The organism is Janthinobacterium breve (assembly GCF_051380895.1).
In the GTDB taxonomy this organism is placed as follows: Bacteria; Pseudomonadota; Gammaproteobacteria; order Burkholderiales; family Burkholderiaceae_D; genus Janthinobacterium.
This window is the reverse complement of sequence record NZ_JBNYXY010000003.1, coordinates 187046-203658: the sequence shown is the minus strand read 5'-3', so window position 1 is coordinate 203658 and position 16613 is coordinate 187046. Positions and strand designations below refer to the sequence as shown.

At 62.6% G+C, this 16613-nt stretch carries 18 protein-coding genes; 15 read left to right on the top strand and 3 right to left on the bottom strand.

The window, feature by feature from the left end; all coding sequences use genetic code 11:
• Positions 1-151: 151 nt before the first annotated feature.
• The 4 genes from ACQ4W0_RS06340 to ACQ4W0_RS06325 all read left to right on the top strand — a co-directional run bounded on the left by ACQ4W0_RS06340 (position 152) and on the right by ACQ4W0_RS06325 (position 3313).
• Complete coding sequence (locus ACQ4W0_RS06340; RefSeq protein WP_436575984.1) at positions 152-1147, top strand: RluA family pseudouridine synthase; 996 nt, start codon at positions 152-154, stop codon at positions 1145-1147.
• Between the two features lie 89 nt (positions 1148-1236).
• The gene (locus tag ACQ4W0_RS06335; RefSeq protein ID WP_436575983.1) at positions 1237-1896 is read left to right on the top strand and encodes an HAD-IIIA family hydrolase; all 660 of its coding nucleotides are present in this window, start codon (positions 1237-1239) and stop codon (positions 1894-1896) included.
• Entirely contained in the window at positions 1893-2270 is a 378-nt protein-coding gene (locus tag ACQ4W0_RS06330; protein ID WP_219135986.1) for a Rieske (2Fe-2S) protein, read from the top strand. Before ACQ4W0_RS06335 ends, ACQ4W0_RS06330 begins: the two co-directional genes overlap by 4 nt.
• A 41-nt stretch (positions 2271-2311) precedes the next feature.
• Positions 2312-3313 (top strand): S49 family peptidase, encoded by a 1002-nt coding sequence (locus ACQ4W0_RS06325; protein WP_436575982.1) that lies wholly within the window; start codon positions 2312-2314, stop codon positions 3311-3313.
• A 383-nt stretch (positions 3314-3696) separates the two neighbouring features.
• Here the strand turns inward: ACQ4W0_RS06325 and ACQ4W0_RS06320 are convergent, their stop codons facing one another.
• Positions 3697-4080, bottom strand: coding sequence for a hypothetical protein (locus ACQ4W0_RS06320; protein WP_436575981.1), 384 nt, complete (start codon positions 4078-4080; stop codon positions 3697-3699).
• A 223-nt stretch (positions 4081-4303) separates the two neighbouring features.
• On the opposite strand from ACQ4W0_RS06320, the gene ACQ4W0_RS06315 reads away from it, so the two are divergent.
• The 11 genes from ACQ4W0_RS06315 (at position 4304) to ACQ4W0_RS06265 (ending at position 15756) form a co-directional block, all read left to right on the top strand.
• Entirely contained in the window at positions 4304-5014 is a 711-nt protein-coding gene (locus tag ACQ4W0_RS06315) for a pseudouridine synthase (RefSeq protein ID WP_436575980.1), read from the top strand.
• A gap of 88 nt (positions 5015-5102) precedes the next feature.
• A complete protein-coding gene (locus ACQ4W0_RS06310; RefSeq protein ID WP_436575979.1) occupies positions 5103-6101 on the top strand; it encodes a fumarylacetoacetate hydrolase family protein in 999 nt (332 codons plus the stop codon).
• A 263-nt stretch (positions 6102-6364) separates the two neighbouring features.
• Entirely contained in the window at positions 6365-7558 is a 1194-nt protein-coding gene (flhB, locus tag ACQ4W0_RS06305) for a flagellar biosynthesis protein FlhB (protein ID WP_436575978.1), read from the top strand.
• Entirely contained in the window at positions 7555-9651 is a 2097-nt protein-coding gene (gene flhA, locus ACQ4W0_RS06300; RefSeq protein WP_436575977.1) for a flagellar biosynthesis protein FlhA, read from the top strand. The genes flhB and flhA overlap by 4 nt, the downstream gene beginning before the upstream one ends.
• A gap of 267 nt (positions 9652-9918) precedes the next feature.
• A complete protein-coding gene (gene flhF, locus ACQ4W0_RS06295; protein ID WP_436575976.1) occupies positions 9919-11247 on the top strand; it encodes a flagellar biosynthesis GTPase FlhF in 1329 nt (442 codons plus the stop codon).
• Positions 11240-12103, top strand: a complete 864-nt coding sequence (locus tag ACQ4W0_RS06290) for a MinD/ParA family ATP-binding protein (protein WP_436575975.1) — start codon at positions 11240-11242, stop codon at positions 12101-12103. Before flhF ends, ACQ4W0_RS06290 begins: the two co-directional genes overlap by 8 nt.
• Before the next feature lie 44 nt (positions 12104-12147).
• Entirely contained in the window at positions 12148-12879 is a 732-nt protein-coding gene (locus ACQ4W0_RS06285) for an RNA polymerase sigma factor FliA (RefSeq protein WP_436575974.1), read from the top strand.
• Complete coding sequence (locus tag ACQ4W0_RS06280) at positions 12861-13607, top strand: flagellar motor protein (protein ID WP_133989775.1); 747 nt, start codon at positions 12861-12863, stop codon at positions 13605-13607. The genes ACQ4W0_RS06285 and ACQ4W0_RS06280 overlap by 19 nt, the downstream gene beginning before the upstream one ends.
• A 5-nt stretch (positions 13608-13612) precedes the next feature.
• The gene (gene motD / locus ACQ4W0_RS06275; protein ID WP_436576272.1) at positions 13613-14401 is read left to right on the top strand and encodes a flagellar motor protein MotD; all 789 of its coding nucleotides are present in this window, start codon (positions 13613-13615) and stop codon (positions 14399-14401) included.
• A gap of 50 nt (positions 14402-14451) precedes the next feature.
• Entirely contained in the window at positions 14452-14814 is a 363-nt protein-coding gene (locus ACQ4W0_RS06270; RefSeq protein ID WP_436575973.1) for a translation initiation factor Sui1, read from the top strand.
• 81 nt (positions 14815-14895) lie between these two features.
• Complete coding sequence (locus tag ACQ4W0_RS06265) at positions 14896-15756, top strand: hypothetical protein (protein WP_436575972.1); 861 nt, start codon at positions 14896-14898, stop codon at positions 15754-15756.
• A 50-nt stretch (positions 15757-15806) separates the two neighbouring features.
• Here the strand turns inward: ACQ4W0_RS06265 and ACQ4W0_RS06260 are convergent, their stop codons facing one another.
• Together ACQ4W0_RS06260 and flgM are read right to left on the bottom strand one after the other, a co-directional pair.
• On the bottom strand, positions 15807-16274 hold the full coding sequence (locus ACQ4W0_RS06260) for a flagella synthesis protein FlgN (RefSeq protein WP_436575971.1): 468 nt from the start codon (positions 16272-16274) through the stop codon (positions 15807-15809).
• An 8-nt stretch (positions 16275-16282) separates the two neighbouring features.
• Positions 16283-16591, bottom strand: coding sequence for a flagellar biosynthesis anti-sigma factor FlgM (gene flgM / locus ACQ4W0_RS06255; RefSeq protein ID WP_034754089.1), 309 nt, complete (start codon positions 16589-16591; stop codon positions 16283-16285).
• Positions 16592-16613 lie beyond the last annotated feature (22 nt).

The following is a 16613-nucleotide window of genomic DNA, read 5'->3' as shown; positions in this document are numbered from 1 at the left end:
TCCACCGAATTTGCAATTTGGCGAGGCCGGTGGAGACGCCCCTGTGTAAAATGTGCTTTTATTCTTACACTCGCAGCAGCCAGGGCCGCAGCAAAAACAATTATATATTCAAAATGAAGGACTTAGAGAGATTTCTGGGAAGACATAGTAAATGAAGAGTCAAAAAGATGTTGTTCCCCCTTCAACACCCCCGGTTCAGCCGCAAGCCCAATTCGTAACGATCGCCGAGGAAGAAGCAGGCCAGCGCATCGACAACTACTTATTAAGAGTGTGCAAGGGAGTGCCTAAAAGCCACATCTACCGGATCTTGCGATCGGGAGAAGTGCGGGTTAATAAAGGCCGTATCGATCAGTTGTACCGTCTCGTCGCCGGTGACGTGGTGCGCATTCCACCCGTGCGCGTGGCCGAAAAGGCCCCCACGGGCGCGCCGGCCGCCGAATTCAAGATCATCTTCGAAGATGCGCAACTGCTCGTCATCGACAAGCCGGCCGGCGTGGCCGTGCATGGCGGCTCGGGCGTCTCGTTCGGCGTGATCGAGCAATTGCGCGCTTCGCGCCCCGACGCCAAGTTCCTGGAACTGGTGCACCGCCTGGACCGCGACACGTCCGGCTTGTTGTTGCTGGCCAAGAAGCGCACGGCCTTGACGAATTTGCACGAACAGATGCGCGACGGCGTCACCGACAAGCGCTATCTGGTGCTGGTGGCCGGTGACTGGAAGAATGCGCGCCAGCATATCAAGCTGCCGCTGCATAAATATACGACGGCCGAAGGCGAGCGCCGGGTGGCCGTGCAGGCCGATGGCCTGGCGTCGCACACGGTGTTTTCACTGTTGCATAAATATCACAACTTCGCCTTGCTGGAAGCGGAATTGAAGACGGGACGCACGCACCAGATCCGCGTGCACCTGTCTTCCTCCGGTTTTCCCATCGCGGGCGACGATAAATATGGCGACTTTGCCCTCAACCGTGCCCTGTTGAAAGCCGACAGCACGCGCGGCGCCCTGAAGCGCATGTTCCTGCACGCGCACCAGATCACGTTTACGCATCCGGAGACGGGCAAGAGCATGACCCTGAACGCGCCGCTGGCTGCCGAATGCGAGCGTTTCTTGGTAAGCTTGGGCAAACCATTGGCCGTTGCTGCACGATAATATCAAGCGCGTGCGCGCGACACTACTCACAAGGTAGTCAGTCGCCATCATTCATTCTCAAGGAGCCGGCGGCTTTACCGTCGGGAAACATGGCAAGAAAGCAATTTGATCTGATCGTCTTCGATTGGGACGGAACCCTGATAGACAGCACCTCGACCATCGTCAAGTGCATCCAGGCGTCGGCCAAAGACCTGGGCTTGCCAATTCCCACCGAGTTGCTGGCTTCGCATGTGATCGGCCTGGGCTTGCAGGAAGCCATGCAGCTGGTGATGCCCGATGTCGAGCCGAAATACCATGCACGCATGGCCGAGCGCTACCGTTATCACTATCTGTCGCGCGACCATGAGCTGGCCCTGTTTCCCGGCGTGCAAGAAATGCTGCAGGAATTGTCGCAGCAAGCGTACTTTCTGGCCGTCGCCACGGGCAAGAGCCGTGTCGGCCTGAACCGTTCCTTGAATGCCGTCAAGCTGCTGTCGCTGTTCGACGCGACGCGCTGCGCCGATGAAACGTTTTCCAAGCCCCATCCGGCCATGCTGCAGGAGCTGACGCGCGAACTGGGGCAGGATATGCGCCGCACCGTGATGATCGGCGATACCAGTCATGATTTATTGATGGCAAGCAATGCAGGCGCGGCCGGTATTGCCGTAGAGTATGGGGCGCATCCTGTGGCGCAATTGCAGGCTTGCAATCCCCTGTATTCGGCCGCCACGGTGGCCGATCTGCACCAATGGTTGAGCGAGCACGCATGATGAGCGATGTTGTCGATGTATTCATTTGTGCCGCCGATGCCGTGGCCGATGGCGGCAAGGGTGTGCGCTTTCCCGTCTCGGCCGGTGGCGAAGCGACCACGGGCTTTGTCGTGCGCCACGGCGGCAAGGCGTATGGCTACCTGAACCGCTGCGCCCACGTGCCGATCGAACTGGACTGGGCCGAGGGCGAGTTTTTCGAGTCCAGCGGCTTGTACCTGATGTGTTCGACGCATGGCGCCATCTATGTGCCAGAGAGCGGCTACTGCGCGGGCGGTCCCTGCAAGGGCGGCCGTTTGCGTCCGATACCCGTGACCGAGCGCGACGGCCAGCTGTACTGGCAACCCGATGAGTATGTTCAGCCGCTGCCAGCCTGAAGCCGGGTTTAGTCCTTATTGTAATTTAAACAAAGTGAACCATGAGCGATAACACGAATGACACGGTGACGGGCCCTGCGCCAGCCGCCAGCAGCGGCGCCCCGGCCGGCCATTGGGAGCGCGACGTGCTGGAAAAGCTGGTATTTGCCACTTTGCAAGAGCAGCGCGCGCACCGCCGCTGGAGTATCTTTTTCAAGGTGTTCGGCCTGCTGATCGTGCTGTTTGCCCTGTGGGTGTTTTATGACTACAACACGGCCGATGACAGCGAAACCCTGGGGCGCCACACGGCCCTGATCGACATCAGCGGCGCCATCGAGTCCGAAGGCAGCGGCTCGGCCGCCGTCGTCATCCCCGCGCTGGACAAGGCATTTTCCGACGCCGGTTCCGTGGCCGTGGTGCTGCATATTAATAGTCCGGGCGGCAGTCCCGTGCAGGCCGGCATGATCGTCGACGAGATGCAGCGCCTGCGCAAGGGCTATCCGGACAAGCCCTTGTATGTGGTGGTCGATGAAATGTGCGCCTCGGGCGGCTATTACATCGCCGCCGCTGCCGACCGCATCTACGTCAACAAGGCCAGCGTGGTGGGCTCCATCGGCGTGTTGATGGATGGCTTCGGCTTTACGGGCGTGATGGAAAAGGTGGGCGTCGAGCGCCGGCTGCTGACGGCGGGCGAGAACAAGGGTTTCATGGACCCGTTCAGCCCGTTAACGGAAAAACACAAGGCGTATGCACAAGGCATGCTCAATGAAATCCACCAGCAATTCATCGACGTGGTGCGCACGGGACGGGGCAAGCGCCTGAAGGAAACGGCAGACACGTTCTCCGGCTTGTACTGGACGGGCGCGAAAGCCGTGGAAATGGGCCTGGCCGATGATTTCGGCACGGTCGACAGCGTGGCGCGCGATGTCGTCAAGGCGGAAGACATCGTCGACTATACGCAGCATGAAGGCTTGCCGGAGCGGGTGCTGAAGAAATTTGGCGCCGCCATGGGCGCCGGTGCCATGAAGGCGACCGTGCAGCAGTCACAACCGGCATTGCGTTGAGGACATCACTCTTGGCAGGCAGGCAAGCCAGTCGAGAATGATTTTCAATAAGGTGGCATTTTGGCTTGAAAAAGGGGCTGCTTGGGCTATAGTGAAAGCGTAGTTCTTTTCAAGGAGGGGCGATATATCAACTATGTTGTCAGTACTAACTTGATTGGCAGGTCTTGGAACTACTCGCCGCATCGCAGATGTGGTTTTGAGTGAATTTACATTCCTCACTGAAGTCCCGTTGGGGCTTGGGAACGGCGGCGCAATGCCGCCGTTCCCTTTTGTGCGTCGCTAGCGGTGGGTGTGCTGGCGACGCTTGCTGTGGTTGCGTGTCTGGGCGAGCTGGCAAGCTAGGCATGCGGGGGCAGGGCATGGCTGGTCCGATGGCGGCGCGCTCAGGCGGCGCAGCCGTTACAGTGTGCGGGCAGAGGCGGGGTGGCTGCTTGCCGGGCCGACGCCTGCTCTGTTGCGGTGCTGGTGCTCGTGTCGCGCGGCGTGTCCGCCATGGCGGGTGCGCTCACCTTGTCGGCTGCCGCCTCCGCATCCGCGTGCGCAAAGCCGCCCTGTTCCAGCCAGCACATGAAATGGCATTGCGCCTCGGCATGCCAGCGCGTCTGGCGGGCTGGCGCTGGCGGTGTGTCCGCATCCTGCGGCGCAGGGGCGTTGCGCCAGCGCGCCACGCCGAGTCTGACCTTGTGCATGGCTGCCTGTTCCGCGGCGATGCGCTTGCGCATGTCGGCGATGCTGCCTTGTAAGGCGATGGTATCGGTATGCTTCATACGATGTCCTTATGAGGGGTGGCGACTGCCACAATTCCTAAAGTACATTAGGCGGATTCCTAACGAAGTTTCAGTCTATCAATGCGATATTCCGAGCGCTTGATATACCTCAAAGGAATTGGCCATTTATATCGAAATCTCACCTTGTACTTCGGCATATCTATGCCTGGGCAAGGCTGGCGCGCGCTTCACGCTGTCAGCCGCTTCTGGTAAAGTCATGCCCATGAGTAAATTATCCCTAGACCGCATCCTGCAATCGCAGGGTTTTGGCACCCGTAAATATTGTCGCTCCCTTATCGAGGATGGCGATGTCGTCATCGATGGCGTCACCCAGACCAATTACCGCACCACCGTCGAGACCGAAGGCTTGGTGCTGCACGTTTTCGAAGAAGAGTGGGTGGTCCGCGCGCACCTGTACCTGGCGCTGAACAAGCCCGCCAACTTCGAATGCTCGCGCAAGCCCAGCCATCACCCTGGCGTGCTGACCCTGCTGCCGGAACAGTTCACCTGGCGCGAAGTCCAGCCCGTCGGGCGGCTCGACCACGATACGACCGGCATGCTGCTGATGTCCGACGATGGCCCCTTTATCCATGCACAATCGTCGCCGAAGCGTCACGTTCCAAAGATTTACCAGGCTACCACGCAAGAGCCCGTGACCGATGAACTGGTGGCGCAGCTATTGGCTGGCGTGCAATTGCACGACGAACCGGCCCCACTGGCCGCCCTGGTCTGCGTCCAGCGCGGAGAATTCCAGCTGGAAATCGTGCTCGAGCAAGGCAAATACCACCAGGTCAAGCGCATGCTGGCCGCCGCCGGAAACCATTGCAGCGCGCTGCACCGTTCCGCCATCGGCAGCCTGACGCTGGAGTCGCTGGGCATTGCCGAAGGCGAGTGGTGCTATCTGACTCCCGAGCAGATCGCGCTGCTGGCGTAAATCCCTCCTGACCGTCAAAGCCGGGGATTTCCCGGCTTTTTGGCGTCTTTAGTCCCCCATTGCCTGCATTTGACGAAGTTTCCCGCACATGAAATTAGCTACCCTGAAGGATGGCACGCGCGATGGCCAGCTGGCTGTCGTCTCGCGCGACCTGAAAACCGCCCATCTGGCCGATGGCATCGCCTCGACCCTGCAAAAGGCGCTCGACGACTGGAGTTTCATCGCGCCCCAGCTGGACTTGCTGTACCAGACCATCAATAGTGGCCGCGGTCATCGCGCCTTCGAGTTCGATACGGCGAACTGCATGGCACCCTTGCCGCGCAGCAGCCTGCGCGTGGCTGGCGCCTCGTACCTGCAGCAGATCGAGCGGGCCTGCAAGGCGGCGGGCAGCGAAGTGCCCGCCAACTTGCGCGAGGCGCCGCGCCTGTACCAGGGAGCCAGCGACGATTTCCTCGGCGCGCACGACGACATCACCCTGGCGCACGAGCAGTGGGGCATCGATTACGAAGCGGGCATCGCCGCCATCACGGACGACGTGGCCATGGGCTCGACGCCGGACCAGGCGCACCTGAACATCAAGCTCTTGATGCTGGTCAACGACATTAGCCTGCGCAACCTGGCGCCTGACGAGCAGGCCAGTGGCTACGGCTACCTGCAATCGAAGCCGGCCATGGCCTGCTCGCCCGTGGCCATCACGCCCGATGAGCTGGGCGATGCCTGGCGCGGCGGCAAGGTGCATTACGCCCTGCGTTGCAGCCTGAACGGCAAATTGACGGGCCAGCCCCACGCGGGCGCCGACATGGCCTTCAATTATCCGCAATTGCTCGCCCACTTGTGCCAGACGCGCAACGCGCGCGCCGGCAGCGTGGTTAGCGCGGGCGGCGTCGCCAACAAGGAAGTCAAGAAGGGGTTTTCCAGTATCGTTGAGCGACGTAACCAGGAGATGATCGCCGATGGCGTCGCCAGTACGCCGTTCCTGCTGTTTGCCGATGTTGTTCGACTGGAAATGCTGGGTGACGATGGCAAGTCGCTGTTTGGCGCGATAGAGCAGACGGTAAAGCAAGCCGAGGCAAGAAAAAATCGTTAGGGGCCCCGAGAAAATGGCCATGACTGCGTTGCAGCCCCTCGCCGTACTATTCGTACTGTCTTCGGGGCCGCGCCTTGTCCTGACCATTTTTCGGTCCCCTCTGAAATGGGCGCCTGCGGCGCCTTGTTTTATACAGGCAAGGGAAAAGCAGGGGATTAGCCCTCCTTTTCCCTTGATGGCGTTGCGGTCATTGAACCGATAATGTGGTATGCCCAGTCCATATTGCGCCTAACCAGGCTGCAGGACTTCACCGGAGTTGATTGATGTCGGAAGACAGCGACGCAGAAAAGACCGAAGCCGCGTCACCGAAGCGCCTCGAGCAGGCGCGTGAGGAGGGCGACGTTCCGCGATCGCGTGAAGTGGCAACGTTTACGGTGCTGATGGCGTCCGGCTGCTGCCTGTGGTTTGCCGGCGACGCCATCGTGCGGCGGCTGACGGCCGTCATGGTGTCCGGCCTGAGCCTGGACCGGGAACAGATCCTCAATCCCGACGCGATGATGTTGCGCATCGGCTACGACGTGGGCTCGGTCTTGCTGACTTGCCTGCCGTACGCTGCGGCCATCATGCTTGTCGCCCTCGCCTCGCCCGTGCTGGTGGGCGGCTGGCTGTTCAGTTCCAAGGCGTTTACCCCCAATTTTGGCAAGCTCAACCCGATTCGCGGCCTGGGCAATATGTTTTCGAAGAATGCGCTGGTGGAATTGCTCAAGGCCGTCGCCAAGACCATCGTCGTCGGCGTCGTCGCCTGGATGGTGATGCAGCACCAGAAAGACGCCGTGCTGGGCCTGTCGGTCGAATCCTTGCGCGCCGGTTCGGCTCATCTGATCAGCCTGCTGATCACGGCCTTTTTGATGATCGTGGGCGCGCTGGGCCTGATCGCCGCCATTGACGGTCCCTACCAGATGTGGCACTACGCCAACAAGATGAAAATGTCCTTGCAGGAAGTCAAGCAAGAGTCGAAGGAGTCGGACGGCAATCCGCAGATCAAGGCGAAGATACGCCAGATGCAGCATGAAATGTCGCGCCGCCGCATGATGGCCGACGTGCCGACGGCCGACGTGGTGGTGACCAATCCTACCCACTACGCGGTGGCCTTGAAGTATGGCGAGAATTCGCGCGGCGCGCCGCAGGTGGTGGCCAAGGGCATCGACGAGGTGGCGGCGAAGATCCGCGAACTGGCGGGCGAACACAAGGTCGCCATCCTGGAAGCACCGGCCCTGGCGCGTGCGCTGTACAAGCACACGGACATCGGCGACGAGATTCCCGCGGCGCTATATGGCGCCGTGGCCGAAGTGCTGGCGTATGTATTCCAGCTGCGCAGCTACGGCAGTGGCCACGGCCAGCGGCCCGAGAAGCCGAAAAAACTCGACGTGCCGCCGGAGCTCGATCCGCTCGACCCCGCATCGCAGACCAAAGCCGCAGCAGACGCAGCAGACAAGAATAAAGGAAGTACACCATGAACGGCCTGAGATTGCCAGCCTGGCTCAGCGGAATGAGCAGCAACGCCAGCAAGGGCATCGCCGCGCCGATCATCATCATCATGCTGCTGGCGATGATGGTGCTGCCGCTGCCAGCCTTCATCCTCGATATTTTCTTCAGTTTCAATATCGCGCTGTCCATCATCGTGCTGCTGACGGCGCTGTACACGGTCAAGCCGCTCGACTTCATGGCGTTCCCGACCATCCTGCTGGTGTCGACCATGCTGCGCCTGTCGCTGAACGTGGCGTCCACGCGCGTGGTGCTGACGGAAGGCCATACGGGCGCCGACGCGGCCGGTAAAGTGATCGAGGCGTTCGGTCACTTCCTGATTGGCGGCAACTACACGGTTGGTATCGTGGTGTTCATCATTTTGACCATCATCAACTTTACCGTGGTGACCAAGGGTGCGGGCCGTATCGCCGAGGTGGGCGCCCGCTTCGCGCTGGACGCCATGCCCGGTAAGCAGATGGCCATCGATGCCGACCTGAACGCTGGCCTGATCGGCGAAGACGAAGCGCGCCGCCGCCGCACGGAAGTGGCGCAGGAAGCGGAATTCTATGGCGCCATGGACGGTGCCAGCAAATACGTGCGCGGCGATGCCATCGCCGGCATCATGGTCACCGTGATTAACATCGTCGGCGGCTTGCTGGTGGGTTTGCTGCAGCACGACATGGGCTTTGCCGACGCGCTGAAGAACTACACCTTGCTGGCCATCGGTGACGGCCTGGTGGCGCAGATTCCTTCGCTGATCATTTCCACGGCGGCCGGTATCGTCGTCTCGCGCGTGGCCAGCGACCAGGATATCGGCACGCAGCTGGTGGGCCAGCTGTTCGCCAAGCCGCAAGTGCTGTACATCACCGCCGGCATCATCGGCGGCATGGGCTTGATTCCCGGCATGCCGAACATGGTCTTCCTCCTGCTGGCCTCGCTGCTGGCCGGCTCCGCCTATTTGATCAGCAAGAAACGCACGCAGGAAAAAGCGGCGGCCGAAAAGCCGGCCGAAGTGCCGCAAGCCACCGTGGCGCCCGAGCAGGAAGAAGCCAGCTGGCAAGACATCATGCCCGTCGACACCCTGGGCCTGGAAGTGGGTTACCGCCTGATTCCCCTGGTCGACAAGACGCAGGGCGGAGAATTGCTCAAGCGCATTAAAGGCATCCGCAAGAAATTTGCCCAGGAAGTGGGCTTTCTGGCGCCGCCCGTGCATATCCGCGACAACCTGGAGTTGAAGCCGTCCGCCTACCGCATCACCCTCAAGGGCGTGGAAGTGGGTGTGGGCGAAGCGTTCAACGGCCAGTTCCTGGCGATTAATCCGGGCATGGCCAGCGGCACCTTGCCGGGCCTGGCCACCAGCGACCCCGCGTTCGGCTTGCCCGCCACCTGGATCGACGCCAGCTTGCGCGACCAGGCGCAATCGATGGGCTACACGGTCGTCGATGCGGGCACCGTGGTGGCCACGCACCTGAACCATCTGATCACTTCGCACGCTTCCGAGCTGCTGGGCCGCGCGGAAGTGCAGTCGCTGCTCGATCACCTGGGCAAGGATGCACCGCGCTTGGTGGAAGACCTGGTGCCGAAGATGCTGTCGCTGTCGACCCTGCAGAAGGTGCTGCAGAACCTGCTGGCCGAGGGCGTGCATATCCGCGACATGCGCACCATCATCGAGACCCTGGCCGAGCATACGGTCAATACGCAAGACCCGAACGACCTGACGGCGCTGGTGCGCGTATCGCTGGGCCGCGCCATCGTGCAGCAATTGTTCCCCGGCGCGGCCGAACTGTCCGTGATGACACTGGACAGCCGCCTGGAGCGCCTGCTGATGCAAGCCATGGGCAATGGCAGCGATGGCGCCGGCATCGAGCCGGGCCTGGCCGATACCATCGCGCACCAGGCGGGCCTGGCTGCCCAGCAACAGGAAGCCCTGGGCCTGACGCCGGTGCTGCTGGTGCCGGCGCCGCTGCGCGCCTTGCTGTCGCGCTTCCTGCGCCGCGCCTTGCCGCAGTTGAAAGTGCTGTCGCATGCGGAAGTGCCGGAAACCAAGACCATACGCGTCACGGCACTAGTGGGCGCGCAGTAGCTGGCATCGTTAATACCGGGGTCAGACCCGCCGGGTCTGACCCCAGCCCTCCGCTTTGGGGTTAAATCAGCAAATTTCCTCTCGGCAAACTGAATAACGGGTACTTTCCCGTCCTGTTCCTTCGATCGTTTCCTCCAGGCATCGCTAATAATGGAAACTGTCCGGGTGATCTGTGTCCATGAGGAAGACAGCACCCAAGCAACAGGAGTCGACGATGGTCACACAGTTCAGCCAATATTGCGCCACCCCCGCCTTGGGAGGCCGGTCATGAATGTGAAGAAATTTACGGGCGCCTCGTCGCGCGATGCGCTGCGCAAGGTGCGCGAAGCGCTGGGCCCTGATGCCGTGATCCTGTCGAACCGCCAGGCCGATGGCGTGGTGGAAATCCTCGCGCTGGCCAATGACGATGCCGCTTCGCTGGCCTCGCCGCCGGCCGCGTCCGAAATGGCCCAGCCCCGACCCCAGTTGCAGACCCAGTTCGCCACGCCGCAGCGTCAGGCACCCCCGGCCCAGCGCCCGGCTGCGCCACGCCCGGCCGCGCCGCGCCAGGCTTCTTCCGAGCCAGTGGACATGGCCCGCATGCAGCAGATGATGGCCAGCGCGCTGGCGCACGTCAAAGAGAACGCCGCCGCCGAGATGAGCGGCATGATGAATGAAATCCGCGCCATGCGTGGCATGATGGAAACCCAGCTGGCGGAAATCTCGTGGGGCTCGACGCAGCAGCGCGAGCCGCAAAAAGCCGTGGTGCTGCGCGAAATGCTGGCCGCCGGTTTTTCGGCCAGCCTGGCGCGCTACCTGATCGACAAGCTGCCCGCCGGCCTCGATGGCGCGCAAAGCATGCGCTGGATCAAGACCGTCCTCAGCCGTAACCTGAATACGGTGGCCAATGAAGACGCCATGCTGGAGCAGGGCGGCGTGTTTGCCCTGGTGGGCCCTACCGGTGTCGGCAAGACCACCAGCACGGCCAAGCTGGCGGCCCGCTGCGTGATGCGCCATGGCCCGGAAAAGCTGGCCCTGATCACCACCGATGCCTACCGTATCGGCGCGCATGAACAGCTGCGCATCTACGGCAAGATCCTCGGCGTGATGGTGCACTCGGTGAAGGATGAAGCGGACTTGCGCATCGCCCTGAAGGAATTGAAAAACAAGCATACGGTGCTGATCGATACGGTGGGCGTGAGCCAGCGCGACCAGATGGTGACGGAGCAGGTGGCCATGCTGTCGGGCGCCGGCGCCGATGTGAAACGCCTGCTGTGCCTGAATTCCACGGCGACGCAGGAAACCCTCAATGAAGTGGTGCGCGCCTACCAGGGCAGCGGCCTGGCCGGCTGCATCATGACCAAGCTCGATGAAGCGGCCTCGATCGGCAATGTGCTCGACGTGGTGATCCGCCAGAAGCTGAACCTGTTTTATGTGTCGAACGGCCAGCGCGTGCCGGAAGACCTGTACCTGGCCGACCGCGGCTACCTGATCGACCGCGCCTTCAAGCTCAAGCGCGATGCGGCGGCGACGCAGTTTTCCGATGACGAACTGCCGCTGCTGATGGCGCAGGCGGCCGCCCGCAACAATGAAGCGCGCGGGGTGCACCTTGGCTAATTTCGATTTCGACCAGGCCGAGGGCTTGCGCCGCATGCTGGCCGGCCCGCAGCCGCGCGTGATGACATTTCTATCGGCCACACCGCAAGATGACAAGGGCGCCATGCTGGTCAACCTGGGCGCCTCGCTGGCCTACGGCGGCAATGACGTGCTGCTGCTCGACGCCAGTGGCGGCGGCGATGGCGTGGCTGCCCGCCTGGGACTGGCGCACGGCGCCAGCCTGCGCGACGTGGCGCGCCAGCAGTGCGCCTTGAACCAGGTCGTCCACCAGGTGCCGCAAGGCTTTGGCGTGGCCAGCCTGGGCGCGCGCAACCACCTGATGGACAGCATGGACTATGCGGGCGAGGAAGAACTGCGCCGCCTGGGCAAGACTTTCGAAGTGCTGGCGCGCCAGAGCGGCATCGTGCTGGTCGACGGCGTCGTGGCCGACGCGGGCGATTGCTTCCCCGTGCCGCTCATGGCCTCGTCCGACATCGTGGTGCAAGTGTCGACCAGCGCCACCTCGATCAAGGCCGCGTACTGCCTGATCAAGCGCCTGAGCCAGGAACTGGGACGCCGTCCGTTTGGCATTCTGGTCACCGGCGCTTCCGAATCCGAGGCAAAAGTGGTATACGATAATATGGCGCAAGCGGCGAGCCGCTACCTGGCCGTGAAACTGACTTCGATGGGGTCGGTGCCTGCCGATGAGTATCTGCACCGCGCGGCGCGTCTGGGCCGCAGCGTGGTCGATGCCTTTCCGCTGGCGGGAGCCTCGGTGGCGTTTCGCGGACTGGCCGAGCGGCTGGTCCGTTCGGCGGCGCCGGTGCTCGGTGGCACCTTGTACCAGACGGGGAGCTTGCACCAATTCAGCGCCTGATTCCATCATCAGCACACGATAGCAGTTAAAACAATAAGCAGCCTATGTACACGGTCAAAGGGAAATCGAACAAGGACTATTTGCTGACGGAGCACATTCCGCTGGTGAAGCGTCTGGCGCACCATATGAAGGCGAAATTGCCGCCTTCGGTCGAGGTCGATGACCTGATCCAGGCCGGCATGATCGGCCTGCTCGACGCCATTACCCGCTATGAAGAGACGCATGGCGCGCAGTTCGAGACGTACGCCGTGCTGCGCATCCGCGGCGCCATGCTCGACGAATTGCGCACCAGCGACTGGCTGCCGCGCAGCATGCGCCAGAACATGCGCAAGATCGAAGAGGCGATGAGCACTCTGCAGCAGCGCCTGGGCCACCCGCCGACGGAGTCGGAAGTGGCGAAATTGCTGAAAATGTCGCTGCCCGACTACCAGGAAATGCTGGGCGACGGCGGCGGCCACCAGTTGCTGTACTACGAAGACTTTCATGACCCGGACGGCAATGACAGCTTCCTCGACCGCCATTGCGTGGACGAGGACAGCGACCCCTTGCGATCCCTGCTCGATACCGATTTCCGGCAATCCGTGATCGATGCCATCGACGCGCTGCCGCCACGCGAGAAAATACTCATGGGCCTGTATTACGAAGAAGAGCTGAACCTGAAGGAGATCGGCGCGGTGATGGGCGTCTCCGAATCGCGCGTCTCGCAGCTGCATACCCAGGCCGTCGCGCGCCTGCGCGCAACCTTGAGGGAGCAGGCGTGGACTGGTCCAGCGTAATCGGGCTGGCGCTGGCGCTGGCGGGCCTTCTGGTCGGCCAGGCACTGGAAGGCGGCAAGATGGCCTCCCTGCTGCAGCCGGCCGCCTTTGCCATCGTCATCGTCGGCACCTTCGGCGCCGTGCTGCTGCAAACGCGGCTGCGCACCTTCGTGCGCGGCCTGGAAATGCTGCGCTGGGTCTTCCTGCCGCCGGCCGACACGCGCGCCGCACTGGCGCGCGACATCGGACAATGGAGTTTGACGGCGCGCCGCGACGGCCCGCTGGCGCTGGAGCGCCTGATGGAAAACACGGCCGACCGCTTCAACGCCAAGGGCTTGCGCATGATCGTCGACGGCATCGCTCCCGACAAGCTGCGCCAGCTGCTCGACGTGGAAATCTCCGCCTATGAAATGGCCGAGCGCCAGGCCGTCAAGGTGTGGGAATCGGCGGCCGGCTATTCGCCCACCATCGGTATTTTGGGCGCCGTGCTGGGCCTGATCCACGTCATGGAAAACCTCACCGACCCGAGTAAATTAGGTAGCGGCATCGCCGTGGCCTTTGTCTCGACGATTTACGGCGTGGGCCTGGCCAATCTGTTGTTCCTGCCGGTGGCGAACAAACTCAAGGCCATCGTCTCGCGCCGCGTGCTGCAGTATGAAATCACGGCCGCCGTGCTGTACGACATCGCCACGGGCGACCACACGCGCATCATCGAAGAGCGCGTGGCCAGCTTGCTGCACGAGCACTGAGCATGATGCGGCGCGCGCGCAGGAAGTATGACGAGGAACCGGACAACCAGGACCGCTGGCTGATCTCGTATGCCGACTTCATCACTTTGCTGTTCGCCTTTTTCGTCGTCATGTATGCGATTTCGCAAGTCAACGAGGGCAAGTACCGCGTCTTCCAGAGCGCCATCGGCCAGGCCTTCAGCCTGGAAAAGGGCGCGCCACCCATCATCATGGAAGCGCCGCAGGCCATCCCGCTGCCCAATCCTGCCCTGAAACGCCGCACGGAAGCCATCCGCCGCGAGCGCGAACACATGACGCGCCTGGCGCAGGACCTGACGTCCACCCTGGCGCCGCTGGTCAAGGAAGGAAAAGTGCGGGTCACGCAGACGAGCCGCGGTGTGAGCGTGGAAATCAACGCCAGTGTGCTGTTCGACCCGGGCGCGGCAGGGCTGACGACGGAGTCGGACCAGGCCTTGCGCGCCGTGGCCGTGCTGCTCAAGGATGACACGCACGATGTGCAGGTGGAAGGGCATACGGATGTCCAGCCGATCAGCAATTCGACCTTTGCCTCGAACTGGGAATTGTCTGCCGCGCGCGCCAGCGCCGTGGTGCGCCTGTTCATCGCCAGCGGCGTGCAAGCGTCGCGTCTGACGGCCGTGGGCCATGCCGACAACATCCCCGTGGCGCCGAACGCCACGCCGGAAGGGCGCGCGCGCAACCGCAGGGTCGCTGTGACGATTTTGTCCGGCATCCCGGAAACGGTGACGGAAGTGCCGACGGCGCCTGTGGCGCCGGCACCTGCACCTGCCAACTGAACCCCGGCGCTTGGTACAATCGCGGCCTTCTCCCTTTTTATCTCTCGATCATGAAAAGCAGTTCCCTGGGCGGTCTTGTGTATTCCACCGAAACGGGCCGCATGTGTCCCGCATGCCGCCAGCCGCTGGCGCAATGCGCGTGCAAGGCGCAAGCCAAGGCGGCGCCTGCGGGCGACGGCGTGGTGCGCGTGTCGCGCCAGACCAAGGGGCGCGGCGGCAAGAGCGTCACCTTGGTCAAGGGCTTGCCCCTGGACGCCATCGCCCTGGCTTTGCTGGGCAAGCAACTGCGCACGCAGTGCGGCTCGGGCGGCACGGTCAAGGATGGCGTGATCGAAGTGCAGGGCGATCACGTGGACATCATCCTGGCCGCGCTGGCCAAGCTGGGTCACCAGCCTAAAAAGGCTGGCGGCTAGCCTGCTAGTCGGCCAGCGTGCGTGCGGGACTGTGCCGCGCGCCTGTGGTAACGTGCGTTTCCAGTCCACGCGCGCCACTTCATGATGAATATCAAACTTACCGGCATCGCCATCGCCGCTGCCATCGCGGCAGCGCTGGTGCTGGCGTACTGGCCCGCACCCGACGGCGGCGCGGCGCAATCTGTGGCTATCGCTGCCGCCAGTGCACCAGCGGGACGCAGCCTGGAAGCGTATTTTTCTGTCGACGCCTCCGTTCCTGCGGCCCAGCCGCCCGTTGTCGTGTCCCTGGCGCAGCGGCTCGAACGTCTGGGGGCCAGCGGCAGGCCGGAAGATGCGTATGCGGCCTACAACCTGATCGACGACTGCATCGTTTTCCAACGTGAAAGCCGCTTGCCGGGGCTGGAATTCGAGCTGGGCCGCGAGATGACGGTGGCAGAAAAAGCCGCCCTGCAACAGCTGTGTGCGGACCTGACGCAGCGCCAGCGCGACGACCGCCTCGGCTATCTGGCCACCGCCGCGAAGGCAGGCATGCCGGGCGCCGCCACCCTGTTCCTGTCGGAAGGGCCGTTCGGCGACCGCAGCGCGCTGCGCAACCGTCCCGACGATCCCCTGGTGCAGGCATGGAAGCGGCAAGCCATCGCCCAGCTGACGGCGCAGGCGGATGAAGCTGAACTGAGCAGTGTCTCGACCCTGATGATGGCCTACCTGCGCGATGGCGAGGTGGTGCAGAAAGATGCGCCGCAAGCGTATGGCTACCTGCTGGCCTTGCGCCTTGTCTACGACGATATCCTCGCGCCCGGCATCACCAATCCGTATCAGGATGAATACTGGCACTGGCTGCAGGATGAACTGACGCCGGCGCAGCAGGCTGCCGCCGCGGCGAAGGGGCAGGCCATCGCTGCGAAATTTCGCCAGCATACGGGGCGACCCGCGCACGGTTGAGCTGGCAAGGCCGCTGCGCCTTGCCGGGGGATCGCTGTTAAATGAGGGACTTAGCCGATGACGACGCGCCGGCTGGCCGTGTTGGTCATTGGTTGGCCGCTGGGGCCGTAGAAATTGCCGCTTTGGGCCGTGGGGCGCATGGCGTTCAGGGCGCCTTGCGTGTGCAGCATGTGCTTGTTGACCAGCAGGCTGTTCAACCGGTTTTGTTCCTTGGCTTCACGCGTGGTCTCAAGCAGGGCTTTCCACAGGGGCGCCGCTTCGGCTACACTGGCGCCGACCAGCCAGTCTTCCATGCCCGCCTCGGCGGCCGTGAAACCGGCTGCCGCCAGCGCCTGGTGGCGTTGCGCCGCCAGCTGGCTCAATTGTCCGACGAGTGCCGTCTTGCGCGCCGTGAGCTCCGTGATTGCATCGATGTCAGCGGCAACCAGATGCCGCTGTTCTTCTTTCATCAATGCCAGCAATGTGGTCATGAGCTGTTGCTCGTCGCGCAGGCTGGAAAACGGAGTCACTGATTGCATGAGGGAACCTATCTATTTCGTGAGTGCAGCAAGTCCTTGACTGTGTCGAGGAGACCGTCCGCTACTTTTTCAGAGTTGACCTGAAACTGGCCGTCGGCGATCGCCAGCTTGATGCGTTCGACTTTTTTCGTGTCGAACACGGCGCCGCTGCCGGCAGTTGCACTGGCCGCTAATGCCTGTCCTTGCGGCGACAGGCGTACATTGTCCGACGTCGTCGGTGTTGCCTGGGCTTTCTCGGCATTCCGGGCGCCGGAGGTATTCGCGGGCGCCACCGGCAGGCCGGGATTGCTTTTAATGGTGTTGTCGGTAATTTTCACAGCGTGATCCTCGTCTGGTCGA

Coding starts and splice junctions, on each gene's coding strand:
- motD (WP_436576272.1), top strand. CDS start 13,613: ATGCGGCGCGCGCGCAGGAAGTATGACGAGGAACCGGACAACCAGGAC.
- ACQ4W0_RS06340 (WP_436575984.1), top strand. CDS start 152: ATGAAGAGTCAAAAAGATGTTGTTCCCCCTTCAACACCCCCGGTTCAG.
- flhA (WP_436575977.1), top strand. CDS start 7,555: ATGAACGGCCTGAGATTGCCAGCCTGGCTCAGCGGAATGAGCAGCAAC.
- ACQ4W0_RS06285 (WP_436575974.1), top strand. CDS start 12,148: ATGTACACGGTCAAAGGGAAATCGAACAAGGACTATTTGCTGACGGAG.
- flhB (WP_436575978.1), top strand. CDS start 6,365: ATGTCGGAAGACAGCGACGCAGAAAAGACCGAAGCCGCGTCACCGAAG.
- ACQ4W0_RS06335 (WP_436575983.1), top strand. CDS start 1,237: ATGGCAAGAAAGCAATTTGATCTGATCGTCTTCGATTGGGACGGAACC.
- ACQ4W0_RS06265 (WP_436575972.1), top strand. CDS start 14,896: ATGATGAATATCAAACTTACCGGCATCGCCATCGCCGCTGCCATCGCG.
- ACQ4W0_RS06270 (WP_436575973.1), top strand. CDS start 14,452: ATGAAAAGCAGTTCCCTGGGCGGTCTTGTGTATTCCACCGAAACGGGC.
- flhF (WP_436575976.1), top strand. CDS start 9,919: ATGAATGTGAAGAAATTTACGGGCGCCTCGTCGCGCGATGCGCTGCGC.
- ACQ4W0_RS06325 (WP_436575982.1), top strand. CDS start 2,312: ATGAGCGATAACACGAATGACACGGTGACGGGCCCTGCGCCAGCCGCC.
- ACQ4W0_RS06260 (WP_436575971.1), bottom strand. CDS start 16,274: ATGCAATCAGTGACTCCGTTTTCCAGCCTGCGCGACGAGCAACAGCTC.
- ACQ4W0_RS06320 (WP_436575981.1), bottom strand. CDS start 4,080: ATGAAGCATACCGATACCATCGCCTTACAAGGCAGCATCGCCGACATG.
- ACQ4W0_RS06310 (WP_436575979.1), top strand. CDS start 5,103: ATGAAATTAGCTACCCTGAAGGATGGCACGCGCGATGGCCAGCTGGCT.
- ACQ4W0_RS06330 (WP_219135986.1), top strand. CDS start 1,893: ATGATGAGCGATGTTGTCGATGTATTCATTTGTGCCGCCGATGCCGTG.
- ACQ4W0_RS06315 (WP_436575980.1), top strand. CDS start 4,304: ATGAGTAAATTATCCCTAGACCGCATCCTGCAATCGCAGGGTTTTGGC.